The sequence below is a fragment of the Actinomadura sp. GC306 genome (assembly GCF_004348665.1).
In the GTDB taxonomy this organism is placed as follows: Bacteria; Actinomycetota; Actinomycetes; order Streptosporangiales; family Streptosporangiaceae; genus Spirillospora.
The window spans coordinates 1-13,938 of sequence record NZ_SMKM01000183.1 but is presented as its reverse complement, the minus strand read 5'-3'; the positions used below and the strand labels follow the sequence as shown (position 1 = coordinate 13,938).

The 13,938-nt window shown below is 69.0% G+C and carries 12 protein-coding genes and 1 pseudogene; 2 read left to right on the top strand and 11 right to left on the bottom strand.

Annotated features, from left to right (window positions below):
* From E1200_RS22800 to E1200_RS22775, 6 genes are all read right to left on the bottom strand, one after another.
* A partial coding sequence (locus E1200_RS22800) for a hypothetical protein (protein ID WP_131954101.1) occupies positions 1-493 on the bottom strand: 493 nt, incomplete at its 3' end.
* 188 nt (positions 494-681) lie between these two features.
* The gene (locus E1200_RS22795; RefSeq protein ID WP_131954100.1) at positions 682-3,219 is read right to left on the bottom strand and encodes an ATP-dependent Clp protease ATP-binding subunit; all 2,538 of its coding nucleotides are present in this window, start codon (positions 3,217-3,219) and stop codon (positions 682-684) included.
* 557 nt (positions 3,220-3,776) lie between these two features.
* Positions 3,777-4,100, bottom strand: coding sequence for an Lsr2 family protein (locus E1200_RS22790; protein WP_131954099.1), 324 nt, complete (start codon positions 4,098-4,100; stop codon positions 3,777-3,779).
* A 1,075-nt stretch (positions 4,101-5,175) separates the two neighbouring features.
* Positions 5,176-5,673 carry an RDD family protein gene (locus E1200_RS22785; RefSeq protein ID WP_131954098.1) on the bottom strand — a complete coding sequence of 166 codons (498 nt, stop codon included), beginning with the start codon at positions 5,671-5,673 and terminating at the stop codon, positions 5,176-5,178.
* Positions 5,674-5,679: 6 nt separating this feature from the next.
* On the bottom strand, positions 5,680-6,555 hold the full coding sequence (locus tag E1200_RS22780) for an RDD family protein (protein ID WP_131954097.1): 876 nt from the start codon (positions 6,553-6,555) through the stop codon (positions 5,680-5,682).
* 4 nt (positions 6,556-6,559) lie between these two features.
* Positions 6,560-7,087 (bottom strand): amino-acid N-acetyltransferase, encoded by a 528-nt coding sequence (locus tag E1200_RS22775; protein WP_131954096.1) that lies wholly within the window; start codon positions 7,085-7,087, stop codon positions 6,560-6,562.
* A 355-nt stretch (positions 7,088-7,442) separates the two neighbouring features.
* On the opposite strand from E1200_RS22775, the gene E1200_RS22770 reads away from it, so the two are divergent.
* Positions 7,443-8,516 (top strand): NlpC/P60 family protein, encoded by a 1,074-nt coding sequence (locus tag E1200_RS22770; RefSeq protein WP_243708758.1) that lies wholly within the window; start codon positions 7,443-7,445, stop codon positions 8,514-8,516.
* Between the two features lie 212 nt (positions 8,517-8,728).
* Here E1200_RS22770 and E1200_RS22765 read toward each other — a convergent pair whose 3' ends face one another.
* The gene (locus E1200_RS22765) at positions 8,729-8,959 is read right to left on the bottom strand and encodes a LuxR C-terminal-related transcriptional regulator (RefSeq protein WP_131954095.1); all 231 of its coding nucleotides are present in this window, start codon (positions 8,957-8,959) and stop codon (positions 8,729-8,731) included.
* Positions 8,960-9,447: 488 nt separating this feature from the next.
* On the opposite strand from E1200_RS22765, the gene E1200_RS22760 reads away from it, so the two are divergent.
* Positions 9,448-10,470, top strand: coding sequence for a LacI family DNA-binding transcriptional regulator (locus E1200_RS22760; RefSeq protein ID WP_131954094.1), 1,023 nt, complete (start codon positions 9,448-9,450; stop codon positions 10,468-10,470).
* A 41-nt stretch (positions 10,471-10,511) separates the two neighbouring features.
* Here E1200_RS22760 and lysX read toward each other — a convergent pair whose 3' ends face one another.
* The 4 genes and pseudogenes from lysX to E1200_RS22740 all read right to left on the bottom strand — a co-directional run.
* The gene (gene lysX, locus E1200_RS22755; protein WP_131954093.1) at positions 10,512-12,005 is read right to left on the bottom strand and encodes a bifunctional lysylphosphatidylglycerol synthetase/lysine--tRNA ligase LysX; all 1,494 of its coding nucleotides are present in this window, start codon (positions 12,003-12,005) and stop codon (positions 10,512-10,514) included.
* Between the two features lie 49 nt (positions 12,006-12,054).
* Positions 12,055-12,837: a type III pantothenate kinase gene (locus tag E1200_RS22750; protein ID WP_131954092.1), complete on the bottom strand. Its 783-nt coding sequence runs from the start codon at positions 12,835-12,837 to the stop codon at positions 12,055-12,057.
* A gap of 14 nt (positions 12,838-12,851) precedes the next feature.
* Positions 12,852-13,709 (bottom strand): carboxylating nicotinate-nucleotide diphosphorylase, encoded by an 858-nt coding sequence (nadC, locus tag E1200_RS22745; protein WP_131954091.1) that lies wholly within the window; start codon positions 13,707-13,709, stop codon positions 12,852-12,854.
* Positions 13,706-13,938: pseudogene (locus tag E1200_RS22740) on the bottom strand (hypothetical protein); the annotation flags it as partial. The gene nadC and the pseudogene E1200_RS22740, both read right to left, overlap by 4 nt.

The window sequence follows — 13,938 nt, the reverse complement described above, 5'->3', positions numbered from 1 at the left end:
GGTCGCCGATGACGAGTACCTCGACGTCGCTGGGTTGGTCGCCCGGGGTGCCGTTGTAGCGCGCTGCCCAGGGGCCGAACAGGTACACGGCGTTCACGTACCGGAGGCCTCCGAACTCTTCCGCCACTACGGCGGCCGGGCCGAAGGTCAGCATCAGGAGGCGGGTGAGCGGCTCGTACAGGGGGCTTCCGGTGTTCCGGGCGGCCAGGCGGCCGGCCAGGGTGCGGCGGAGGGTCAGGATCTCGGCGCGCGCCAGCCGCTCCACTTCGCGCATCACCGAGGCGAGGTCGACGCGGAGCATCACGGCCAGGTCGAGCATCGACAGTTCGCGTTCCGGCCCGAGGAGGAGGCGTGCGAGGAGTTCGCCCTGCAGGTTGGAGCGGAAGATCGGGAGGCGGGCGGGGGCGCGGGCCCGGACGTCTCGCAGGAACGACTCGGTGACTTTCGTGCTTCCGCGGGCGTTATTTGTGGCCGCCGGTTCATTCGATCGCATGTTCGAACACTACGAGGCGGGTACGACGGAGTTCGTGCTACTCACAGGTTGTGGATAAGTGCGCCGCCGCCCCACCGCCGCAGCCGTCCTCAAGGCCGCAAGCCGCCGGCGGGCCATGGGCGGCGGGGTCTGGGGATGCGGAAGGGCCCGCCCCGGGGTGAACCGGTGCGGGCCCTTCTGCGTGGACGTCAGTCCTTGTTGAAGTTGACCGCGCCCTCGATGGGCGGCGGGCTGTCGGGGACGGTGTCCGGCTTCGGGACGCCCTTGAACGTGAACTTGGCGGCCTCCGCCGTCGCCTCCGCGTTCTCGGGGTCGAAGCCCTCCGTGCCGACGATCACGATCTGGCCGGGCTTGAGCTCGCTGAACAGGATCTTCTCGGACAGGCTGTCCTCGATCTCCCGCTGGATCGTGCGGCGCAGCGGCCGGGCCCCGAGGACGGGGTCGTAGCCCTTCAGCGCCAGCAGGTCCTTGGCCTCCTGCCGCAGCTCGATGCCCATGTCGCGGTCGCGCAGCCGCTCGTCCACCTTGGCGATCATCAGGTCGACGATCTGGATGATCTCCCGCGGGGTGAGCTGGTGGAAGACGACCGTGTCGTCGACGCGGTTGAGGAACTCGGGACGGAAGTGCTGCTTGAGCTCCTCCGACACCTTGGCCTTCATCCGCTCGTACGAGCCCTGCTCGTCGTTCTGCCGGGCGAAGCCCATCGAGACGCCCTTGGAGATGTCCTTGGACCCCAGGTTCGTCGTCATGATGATGACGGTGTTCTTGAAGTCCACGACACGGCCCTGCGCGTCGGTGAGGCGGCCGTCCTCCAGGATCTGCAGCAGCGAGTTGAAGATGTCCTGGTGGGCCTTCTCGATCTCGTCGAACAGAACGACCGAGAACGGCTTGCGGCGCACCTTCTCCGTCAGCTGGCCGCCCTCCTCGTACCCGACGTAGCCGGGCGGGGAGCCGAACAGCCGCGAGACCGTGTGCTTCTCCATGAACTCGGACATGTCGAGCTGGATCAGCGCGTCCTCGTCGCCGAACAGGAACTCCGCCAGCGTCTTGGACAGCTCGGTCTTACCCACACCGGACGGGCCGGCGAAGATGAACGAGCCGCCGGGGCGCTTGGGGTCCTTCAGGCCGGCGCGGGTACGCCGGATCGACTGCGAGAGCGCCTTTATGGCGTCCTCCTGACCGATGACCCGCTTGTGGAGCTCGTCCTCCATGTTCAGGAGGCGCGTGCTCTCCTCCTCGGTCAGCTTGAAGACCGGGATGCCGGTGGCGGTGGCGAGGACCTCGGCGATGAGCTCGTCGGTGACCTCGGCGACGACGTCCATGTCGCCGGCCTTCCACTCCTTCTCCCGCTGCGCCTTCTGGCCGAGGAGCTGCTTCTCGGAGTCGCGCAGCGCGGCGGCCTTCTCGAAGTCCTGCGCGTCGATCGCGGACTCCTTGTCGCGCCGGACGTCGGCGATCTTCTCGTCGTACTCGCGCAGGTCCGGCGGAGCGGTCATCCGGCGGATGCGCATCCGCGAGCCGGCCTCGTCGATCAGGTCGATCGCCTTGTCGGGCAGGAACCGGTCGCTGATGTAGCGGTCGGCGAGCTGCGCGGCGGCGACGAGCGCGCTGTCGGTGATCGACACGCGGTGGTGCGCCTCGTAGCGGTCCCGCAGGCCCTTGAGGATCTCGATCGTGTGCGACAGCGACGGCTCGGCGACCTGGATCGGCTGGAAGCGGCGCTCCAGCGCGGCGTCCTTCTCCAGGTGCTTGCGGTACTCGTCCAGCGTGGTGGCGCCGATGGTCTGCAGCTCGCCGCGGGCCAGCATCGGCTTGAGGATGCTGGCGGCGTCGATCGCGCCCTCAGCGGCGCCCGCGCCGACGAGCGTGTGCAGCTCGTCGATGAACAGGATGATGTCGCCGCGGGTGCGGATCTCCTTCAGCACCTTCTTGAGGCGCTCCTCGAAGTCACCGCGGTACCGGGAGCCGGCGACCAGCGCGCCCAGGTCGAGGGTGTAGAGCTGCTTGTCCTTGAGCGTCTCGGGCACCTCGCCCTTGACGATCTTCTGCGCGAGGCCCTCGACGACGGCGGTCTTGCCGACGCCGGGCTCGCCCACGAGGACGGGGTTGTTCTTGGTGCGGCGGGACAGCACCTGCATGACCCGCTCGATCTCCTTGTCCCGCCCGATGACCGGGTCGAGCTTGCTCTCCCGCGCGGCCTGCGTCAGGTTGCGGCCGAACTGGTCGAGCACGAGGGAGGTGGACGGAGCCGACTCCGAGGGACCGCCGGAGGCGGCCGGCTCCTTGCCCTGGTAACCGTGCAGCAACTGGATGACCTGCTGGCGCACACGGTTCAGGTCGGCGCCGAGCTTCACGAGGACCTGGGCGGCGACGCCCTCGCCCTCACGGATCAGTCCCAGCAGGATGTGCTCGGTGCCGATGTAGTTGTGGCCGAGCTGCAGCGCCTCACGCAGTGACAGCTCAAGGACCTTCTTGGCACGCGGAGTGAACGGGATGTGGCCCGACGGCGCCTGCTGTCCCTGGCCGATGATCTCCTCGACCTGCTGGCGCACCGCTTCGAGGCTGATCCCCAGGCTCTCCAGGGCCTTGGCAGCAACACCCTCACCCTCGTGGATCAGACCAAGGAGGATGTGCTCGGTGCCGATGTAGTTGTGGTTGAGCATCCTGGCCTCTTCCTGAGCCAGGACGACAACGCGCCGCGCGCGGTCGGTGAACCTCTCGAACATCTCGTCGCTCCTCACAGAGCGGTTGGGCAGAGTCCGGAACGTCCGGAACTGTCCTTCCGCATGCTAGCCCGCCCCGAGGAGGCCACCCGGTGCACTCCCACCAGGAGACGTTCCCCAGCTAAGCGCTGTTCAGTCTCATCCAACTACCGCATCGGTGCGTCATGTTCCCGCTACGCCCCAAGCGAACGGGGGCTTTCCGCAGGTAGGTCAGGGCGCGGGCCGAGAGTGCCGAATGGGGGTGGTGTTCCACCCGCGCGCCCTGTTTACCGCGCGGCGCGGATCGCGAACCCCTCATCCGCTACGCCGAAAGCGAACGGCGGATGGAGGCGAACCGCCGCCGGAGTGAACTCCGGGGACGCGAAGCGCCCGAACGGCGCGCGTCGGACGACTTGAAGTCCGGGAGAACTCGGGCGGACGGAAGTCGGCGCCCGGCCGGAACGGGAGCAACGACCGGGCGCGGTGAAACTTCCGGCGGACACTGACGGCCGGCGGGAGCGAACGGAGCGAACGGCCCGCCTCGGGCTGAACGGAGACGGGCCGCCGGCGGTTGAAACGGGTCAGTTCGCCGCTTCGTACTGTTCGATCACGTGGGCGGGGATGCGGCCGCGCTCATTGACCTTGATGCCATTGTTCTTGGCCCAGGCGCGGATCTCGGCACTGCGCTCGCGGCTGGACGCGCCGCGCTGCCGGCGCTTGCGTGTGGAACTTCCCGCCTTGCGTGACTTCTCCACGAACGGCCGAAGAGAATCCCGCAGCTTCGTCGCGTTGGCGTCACTCAGGTCGATCTCGTAGGAGGCGCCGTCGATCGAGAACGCTACGGTCTCGTCCGCCTCGCCACCGTCGAGGTCGTCGACGAGAAGCACCTGAACCTTCTGTGCCATGGGGACAGACCCTTTCGGCTTGAGCAAACTTCATTCGGTCGCCAAAGATATCCGAGAAGTCGAGTGATGACAATTCAGGCGCGCGCCCTTGAACCGGCACTCACGGGGAAGTCCCGTTCCCCGTGACCCGGCGTAATCGGCGGTTCATGTTTCCGTACGTCCGGGTCACGGCGGGCGGGCATGCCGACGGGGCGGCGCGTTTTCTTTCGCGCCGCACGGAGCTCCGATGTGGTTTCCGGGCTGGACCGACGCTACGGCGCACCACGCTGACCTGCACGGGCGGCCACGCATTGGCCCTGGTTTGCGGACCTTCGAGCATTCGGAGGGAGCCGCCGCCCGGGAGTACGCACAGACGGAAAAGGTCCTGCCGCCGACCTTAACAGGCCCGGCCCACCCCTACGGTCTCCTCCGATTAAACCTGACGTAACGACACTAACCACACCCTGCCCGGAATGCGCGGGTGCCCGCGCCGCCCGGCCCAGCCGGTGATCAACGCTCCCACCGGCCTATGTGGACGGATAACCGGGCGCCCGCCGGCGGCGAAAATCAGTTGCGGCGAGCTGCCCGGAGGAAGTCTCCATCTACGGGCCGCGGCCGGAAGGCATCTGGAGACGCCCATCCCCAAAAACCGGAGATTGCTGCACAATCCGGCTCCCGGACCGCGCGCCTTCCCGTCCGCCCCGAGTCCCGCTCCGGCCCGGCACGGCCCGCTCAGGGCCTGGGAGCACGGGAACTAAAGGCAGTTCCCGGTGAGACCCGATCCCATCGGGACGGCAACTCTCGCCCCTATGTCGCCGGGGCCTGCGGAGAAGGGCGAGCGGGTTCCGGATGCACATCTCAAAGCGGAGGGAACGTCCGGGAACAGGCACATCCCGCGCCGATTCGGGGCCGTAACCGGAACCACCTGGCTTTCGCCGCCCGAACCGGAGCCGGACCGAAACAGAGCCGGGCGTCTCCACGAAAACCCGCCCCGGAACGACGCGGCGCTCTCGTCCGCCCTGAGGACGGGACGAGAGCGCCATGTATCAGCCGTTATCAAGGGCCCCGGCACGCGACCCAGAGCCCTGAGAGGGCCTCAGAAGGCCGCGGAATCGGAAGGTGGACGTTTTACCACGGCCGTCCCCGCAAGCCTGTCGTGGAGCGCTTGACGGCCGTCGCCTTCGAACATCAGCCCGGCGTTCGCCACCCAGAAGATGCCCGCCAGTAGCCCGAGAACCGGAATCGGGCGCGCCGCGATCGGCAGCGAATAGACCGCGGCCCGCAGAACGGCACGCGGGACCCCCAGAGGAGTTCCGGCGCCGGCCTCCGCGCCGGGACGGCCGTCAACGGCGGGGAGGACCACGACCACTTCAATGCCCGCGAAGCGCTTGCCGAGGGTCCGGCCCCAGAGCGCGAGTTGGATCGACTCGTACAGCAACATGCATCCGGCCACGGCCGGTGGAGCGACGACGTCCACCGCGGGGCCGGACACCAGTCCACGGACGACGAAGATGACGGGCAGGCCGACGATGAGCGTGTCGACGATGCGTGCCACTAGGCGCTGCCCCGGCTCGGCGAGCGGTGCCCCCGCCATCGGCGCCTATTCCGCGTACTCGTCGTACTCGGCGTAGCCGCCCCGCTCGTCGATGACGAGCGTCCCGGCGAACCGGTCGTGGAGGGCCTGATGCATGGGCTGGTCCCAGATGGCCCACAGGTAGGCCATCAGCGCACCCGCCCAGACGAGCACCATTCCGTACGCGGCGTAGTCCCACACCATCACGGCCAGGGCGAGGAAGAAGAAAACGCCGAACTGGTAGGCCACGTGGATGATCCCAGCGCGCCATATGGCCTGGGTCGTGGTGATGGGTTCGCCCGCAGGGCGCGCCTGGACGACACCAAGGTGCATGATGCGCTTGCCCAGTGTCCGTCCCGACATCGCGAGCTGGACGGCCTCGTAGAGGAACGGCAGGACCGACAGGACGGCGAAGAGGGTGAAGATGATGGGCCAGTTCCAGATGCCCCCTTCGTCCTCCGTCTGGCTGCCCGGCTTGCCCAGGCCGAGCACGCCGATCGTCACGGGCAGGACGAGCGCGAAGCCGAACACCGCGACGAGCGCGTTGTCGATGAGCCGGGCGCCCGCACGCCGCACGATCGGGGCCAGGACCATGTCGCCGCCGTGGGCGTCCTCGTAGTGGTAGCCGGGCCCGTGGTGGGCGCCCCCGTGGTGGGCGCCCCCGTGGTGTGAGCCCCCGTGGTGGACGTCGCCGTATTGGTCGTAGGACGCCTCGTACGTCTGGTTGTACGCCGGCTGCTCTCCCCACTGCTGCTGCTGGGGCTGCTGCCATTGCTGCTGCTGCGGTTGCCGCCGGCGCTGGGGCCGTCCCTGAGGACCTTGGTACGGGGGCGGCGGACCGTAGGAACCGTGCCCTTGTGGCGGCTGCTGGCGTCGCCGCCCGCGGTAGGGGGAATCGCTCATTGGGTCAGTCCTCCAGGCGAAGCAACATGCGGGTGTTGCCCAACGTATTGGGCTTGACCCGATCGAGGTCCAAGAACTCTGCCACGCCTTCGTCGTAGGAGCGGAGAAGCTCCTCGTACACCTCTGGCGACACCGGCGTCCCAAGGATCTGCTGGAAACCGTGGCGCGCGAAGAACTCCACCTCGAAGGTAAGACAGAACACCCTTCGCACGCCGAGTTCCCGGGCTTGTTCCAGGAGGCGCGCGACGATGCGGTTGCCGATCCCGCGCCCGCCGTAGCCCTTGTCCACGGCGACCGAGCGGACTTCGGCGAGGTCCTCCCACATCACGTGCAGAGCGCCGCAGGCGATGACCGGGCCTCGTTTCCCGTCCTCGACCTCCTCGGCGACCCAGAACTCCTGGACGTCCTCGTACAGCTTCACCGCGCTCTTCTTCAGCAGGCGCCGTCCCGATCCGGCGTACAGATCGACAAGCCTGCGGATCTCCTGCACGTCGGCGGTACGGGCACGCCGGATCTCGACCTCCACAAACAGGCGAGATTATCCAACGCGCACCTGGCCACAGGTACGCGTCCCCTTGGCGCGCGGCCTCGCGCGGGCCGAGTGACTAGGCGAAAGCGGCTGGGTAGGCGGCGCCATTGGCCGAAAAAGTGGCCTATAGCACAACGCCATGCCGGAGCGGAACCCCTCCACCCTCACGAACACCACGAACCACCTGGGATTTCACCTGTTCTACTTGGCATCCAATGCCGGTTCCGTTAAGGTCCCGCTGACGTCGGCCCACCGATCGCAGGACGGCGGCCGGCCCCCCGCTCCGCTCTACCGCGGACGGCGACTCCCGCCCCGACCCATCGGTTGATTCGGTAGGCGGACGAGGAGAGGAGAATCCGTGAGGCCCCCGCGCCCCGCTCTCTTTTCACGACCGGCACGCTCCCACCGCTCAGCGCTTCCCCGTGCGACATCGCCTGGCCAGGCGGCCCGCGGCCGAGGCAGAGCCAGGCTCGCCGCCAGGACGGCGACCGTCGTCGGCGCACTCTTCGCCATCACGGCCGCGCCCGTCTCGTTCGCTCCCGGCACCCTCCCCGCGGCCCACGCCGACCCGGAGCCGTCCACCGGCGAGCTCCGCTCCAAGGCGTTCAAGCTCGCCGACGACCTGGAGAAGCTGACCGAGCAGTACAACGGGCTGAAGGTCAGGCTCTCGCAGTCCGAACGCGCCGCCAAGGTCGCCGCCGCCAACGCCAAGCGGCAGCAGAAGGCGCTGCAGGTCGTCCGGGAGAAGGTCAGCACCCTGGCCGCCACCAGCTACATGCAGGGCGGCACCGACCCCACGGTCTCCTTCGTCGCCTCCCAGGACCCGCAGGCCGTCCTCGACCAGGCCGCCACCCTCAGCTACTTCGCCAAGCAGGACAGCACGAAGGTCCTCGGGCTGATGCAGGCCATGCAGGCCGCCGAGCGCGCGCGCAAGTCCGCCGAGTCCCGCGCCAAGCAGGTCAAGGAGCTGCGCACGCAGCTGGAGGACCAGCGCAAGAAGATCACCGAGGCGTACGAGAAGGTCCGCGGCAAGCTCGTCAAGCGGGACCCGACCCAGCTCGCCAAGCTTCCCGTCGTCGGCAACGGCAAGGCCGCCCAGGCGCTGCGCGCCGCGATGGGCAAGATCGGCCGCCCGTACGTGTGGGGCGCCGCCGGGCCGAGCAGCTTCGACTGCTCCGGCCTGGTGATGTGGGCCTACAGGCAGGTGGGCATCAACCTGCCGCACTACACCGGCAGCCAGTGGACCGCGGGTACGCACATCAACCGGAGCCAGCTCCAGCCGGGCGACCTCGTGTTCTTCTACGCCGACCTGCACCACGTGGGGCTATATGTCGGTGACGGCAAAATGCTGCACGCGCCGCGCACCGGCGATGTCGTGAAGATCGCTCCGATGGGCGGCCGGCCCTACGCGGGCGCCGTCCGAGTCGCCTGACCGAGCCGCCCGGCAGCCATGTGCGGATCCACCGGGGGGTGGGTCGACCATGGGCGGGTCTTCGAACGCCGTCCGCGGCGACGCCTTCTGCAGGGACCTACCTGCCAGTGCGCCGGCGCCGCCGCTGCGGGGTCGGACGGGTTCAGCTCGACTCGCCACCTGGTTCTCTGTCGACGCTCGCCGTCCCCAGGCGAGCGTCAGGGGGGTCGCTGCTAGATGAGCTGCCTCCGGGCCGCCCACACCACGGCCTCGATAGGGGTGTTGACCTCAAGCCGGTCGCAGATGGTCCGCAACCGGCGCCGCAAGGTCCGCGCGCTCAACTCCAGCTTCCGTGCCGCCACATCTGCGGTGACACCGGTGGCGATCTGGGCGAGCAACCGGATCTCCTCGTCGCTCAGCCCGAAATCGTCGGTGCCACGACGTGCGAGTGTGGCTGTTTCCACTCCGTCCTCCCTCGTCCGTGGTGATGACCGCGGGGATGCAGCCGGTCCGCTGCACAGGCACGGGTTGGGCCTCGATCTGTACACGCGTTGGGTTGCCGGGTCCGGAGCCGTCCGGACTAGATCATCGGGTTCCTTTGCTGTCTCACGAGCTTGGCCGGAGGTGGCCGCCTGGCCGATTGCGGGTTCGTTCGGGGGAACTCCGGGTGACGATTCACTCGTTGACCGGCCGAGGGGGTCGGGATGAGATCGCCAGCCATCCGCACCCGCCCCTTCTCGTCGGACTCGCCAGATCTCGCCGCGGACGAAGATCGTGAATCGTTTCAAGCTACGCTTCGGCTCGGAACGCTAGGCGGCCGGATCCGGCCCGTCAAGCGCCGGTTCGAAGCAGTGCGTACACGATTGGTCGCCATATGTGACGGGCCTTTCGCCGACGCGCCACGAAAACGCCACTACCTGGGGAAACTCCCCGGAGCGGGACGAGGAGCGAGTTGCCACAGACCAGTATTCGTGAGGTCGCGAGACGTGCCGGCGTCTCAGTTGGGACCGTTTCGAATGTCCTAAACCGGCCAGACCTCGTGGCCGAAGCGACCCGAGACCGTGTCCGCGCCGCGATCGAGGAGCTCGGATTCGTCCGGAACGAGTCCGCCAGGCGGCTCCGCAGGGGTCCCGAGCGCACCGCCGGCGAGTTCGGCGACCAACCGCGCCGCGCGTTCGGCGTCGTCGTCGAGGACCTCACCAACCCGTACGCGACCGACGTCGCCCGGGGGGCCGAGGCGGCGCTCAACGCGGCCGGCCACGACGCCCTGTGGCTCTCCAGCGACTACTCCGCCGCGAAGGAGCGGCGCTCCCTGGAACTGCTGGAGGAGCAGCGCGCCGCGGGCGTCCTGATCATCCCCGTCGGCCTGTCCGCCCGGGACATCTCCGGGCTGCGGACGGCCGGGCTGAGCGTGGTGCTGATCGACCGGCACACGCCCGACGTCTGCTCCGCGCAGGTCCACCACGTCGCCGGAGGGGAGATCGCCGCCGCGCACCTGCTCGGCATCGGCCGCGAGCGGATCGCCTTCGTCACCGGCGTGCCCGAGCCGGAGCCGTGCGTCGAGCGGCGCGACGGCGCGGCCCGGACGATCGTCGAGGCCGGCTTCGCGAAGCCGCCGATGCTCGTCCAGGACGCGATGAGCCCCACCGAGGGCCAGGCCGCAGCGCACCAGCTCCTGACCATGGTGCCGCGGCCCGACGGCGTGTTCTGCGCGAACGACCTGCTCGCCATCGGCCTGATCAACGAGCTGACCCGCCTCGGCGTCCGCGTCCCGGAGGACATCGCCGTGATCGGCTACGACGACATCGAGCTCGCCGCGAGCGCCGCCGTCCCGCTGACCACCGTCCGGCAGCCGCGCCGCGAGCTCGGCTGGGAGGCCGCCGAACTCGCCATGGCCGAGATGGGCGAGGGCAAGTCCCACCAGCACCGGCAGGTCGTGCTCCGGCCGGAACTGGTGATCCGGGAAAGCGCTTAGCGCCGCTCCCCCGCCCGCCTCGGCCTACCGGCCCGGCCCGCTCACTGTTCCGGCTTGACCAGCGGGAACAGGATCGTCTCGCGGATGCCCTTGCCGGTGAACGCCATGATCATCCGGTCGATCCCGGCGCCCATCCCGCCCGTGGGCGGCATCGCGTACTCCAGGGCGCGCAGGAAGTCCTCGTCGAGCTGCATCGCCTCCGGGTCGCCGCCCGCGGCGAGCAGCGACTGCTCGGTGAGCCGGCGGCGCTGCTCGATCGGGTCGACCAGCTCCGAGTAGGCGGTGCCGAGCTCCGTCCCGAACCCGATGAGGTCCCACTTCTCGGTGAGCAGGGGCTCCTCGCGGTGCTGGCGGGTCAGCGGGGACGTCTCGACCGGGAAGTCCATCACGAACGTCGGCTGGACGAGGGTGTGCTCGATCAGCTCCTCGAACACCTCCTGGACGAGCTTGCCCTGACCCCACTTGGGATCCCAGGAGACGCCCTTGGCGTCCGCGAGCTTCCGGACGGTCTCGATGGGCGTGTGCGGCGTGATCTCCTCGCCCAGCGCCTCCGACACCGACCCGTAGAGCGTGATCCGCGGCCACTCCGCCAGGCCGAGGTCGACCTCGGTTCCGTCGTGGACGACCACGGTCGTGCCCAGGGCCGCGACCACCGCGTTCTGGTACATCCGCTGGGTCAGGTCGGCCATGTCGTTGTAGTCGAGGTACGTCCCGTACGCCTCGAGCATCGTGAACTCGGGGTTGTGCGTGGAGTCGGCGCCCTCGTTGCGGAAGTTCCGGTTGACCTCGAAGACCTTCTCGATGCCGCCGACGACGAGCCGCTTCAGGTACAGCTCGATCGCGATGCGGAGGTAGAGGTCCATGTCGTAGGCGTTGATGTGCGTCTTGAACGGACGCGCCGCCGCGCCGCCGTGGATCGGCTGCAGCATCGGCGTCTCGACCTCTAGGTAGCCCTCGTCGTGCCAGAAGTCGCGGACGGCGCGGACGGTGGCGCTGCGCAGCCGGGCCATCTTCCGGGCCTCGTCGTTGACGATGAGGTCGACGTAGCGCTGCCGGACCCGCGCCTCCGGGTCGGTCAGCCCCGCGTGCTTGTCCGGCAGCGGCCGCAGGCACTTCGAGGTGATCGCGTACCGGTCCGCCATGATCGACAGCTCGCCGCGGCGGGACGTGATGACCTCGCCCTCGACGCCGATGTGGTCGCCGAGGTCGACGTCCCGCTTCCAGGCGTCGAGCTGCTCCTGCCCGACCTTGGCCAGCGACAGCATGATCTGAATCTCGCCCGAGCCGTCCCGGATCGTGGCGAAGCACAGCTTGCCGGTGTTGCGCAGCAGCATGACGCGCCCGGTGACGCCGACCTTCTCGCCCGTCTCGGTGCCCGGCTCCAGGCCGGGGTGTTTCGCGCGGATTTCGGCGGTCGTCGCCGTCCGCGGGAAGGTCACCGGATAGGGGTCGATCCCGCTCTCGCGGAGCCGGTCGAGCTTCTCCCGGCGCACGCGCATCTGCTCCGGGAGCTCGTCGAAGGTCTCGTCACTCACCCGGTAAGGCTATCCAGCCCGCCGGACGCGCCGCGAACGGCTTGCGCCGCTACGGGGTGTTGCGCTCGTAGATCAGGCGGAGGCCGATGAGGGTGAGCCACGGTTCGAACACGTCGATGCTGCGCGACTCCTCCAGCACGAGGGGCGCGAGACCGCCGGTGGCGATGATCGTGACCTCCGCGGGGTCGTCGGCGAGCTCCTCGGACATCCGCTCCACGATGCCGTCCACCTGGCCGGCGAACCCGAAGATTATTCCGGACTGCAGCGCCTCGACGGTGTTCTTGGCGATCACGCTCCGCGGCCTGACCAGCTCGATCTTGTGCAGCTGGGCGCCGCGGGACGAGAGTGCGTCTATTGAGATCTCTATGCCGGGGGCGATCGCGCCGCCGACGTACTCGCCCTTGGCGGAGACGGCGTCGAAGGTGGTGGCGGTGCCGAAGTCGACGACCAGCGCCGGGCCGCCGTGGGTGTGCACGGCGGCCAGCGCGTTCACGATGCGGTCGGCGCCGACCTCCTTGGGGTTGTCCATCCGGACGGGGACGCCGGTCTTGACGCCCGGCTCCACGATCACGGCGGGCACGTCGCCGTAGTAGCGGCGGCACATCTCCCGCATCTCATGCAGGACGGATGGGACCGTTGAGCACAGCGCGATGCCGCTGATGTCGGTCTCGGCGAGCAGCGGGCTCTGCTGGACGAGGCCCTGCAGGACGACCGCGATCTCGTCGGCCGTGCGCCGCGGATCGGTGTTGATCCGCCAGTGCTCGATCACCTCGTCGCCCTCGAAGAGGCCGAGGACGGTCTGGGTGTTACCGACGTCTATGGTGAGCAGCATCAGGTCCCCGCTGGTCAGGTGAAGTCAAGGCCGATGTCGAAGACGGGCGCCGAGTGCGTCAGCGCGCCGACGGCAAGGTAGTCCACCCCGGTCACGGCGACGTCTCGGGCCCGGTCCAGGGTAAGGCCACCGCTTGCCTCGACCTCCGCCTGCCCCGCGACTAGCCGCACCGCCTCGGTCATCTGGGCGTCGGTCATGTTGTCCAGCAGGATGCTCGTCGCGCCGGCCGCGAGGGCCTCCTCCACCTGCGCGAGGGTGTCGCACTCCACCTGGACGTGCAGGGACGGGTACACGGCGCGGATGGCCTCGTACGCCTTGGTGACGCTTCCGGCCGCTGCGATGTGGTTGTCCTTGATGAGCGCCGCGTCGTACAGGCCCATCCGGTGGTTGACGCCCCCGCCGCACTTCACGGCGTACTTCTGGAGGTCGCGCAAGCCGGGGAGGGTTTTGCGGGTGTCGCGGACTTTGGCCTTCGTGCCTTCTAGGGCGTCCGCCCACCTGCGGGTGGCGGTCGCGATCCCGGACAGGTGGGTGAGGAGGTTCAGGGCCGTCCGTTCCGCACGCAGGACGGCCCTGGTCTGCCCGCTGACGGCTATGAGGACCTGCCCGGGGGTTACGCGGTCCCCGTCCGCTACGCGCGCCTCGTAGGCCACCTCAAGGGCGTCGAAGACCACGCAGGCCACCGGGACACCGGCGACGACTCCCTCCTCGCGGGCTGTGAGGCTGCCGGTGGCGGTGTCGTCCGGCGCGAAGATCGGCATGCTGGTGACGTCGACCTCGCCGTCCTCGGCCAGCGCCGCCTGGACGAGGTTGTCCACAGCTTGTGGATCGAGCCCGGCGTCGCGGAGTCGCTGCGAGAGTTCCGGTGTCATGAGCGCTTCCCTTCCAGAGGTTCATAGCGGGTCGTCAGGACGTCCCCGGTCAGCCGCGTCACGAGGTGGCCGCGCCACGCGCCGTCCGCGCGCTCGGGGTAGTCCTCACGCCAGTGGCTTCCCCGCGTCTCCGCCCGCCGCCGCGCCGCCGCCACGATCGCGGAGGCGACGGTGTGCAGATTGGTGACCTCCCAAGCCTCCACCCCCGGCTCCGCCCGCGCGTCCCGGC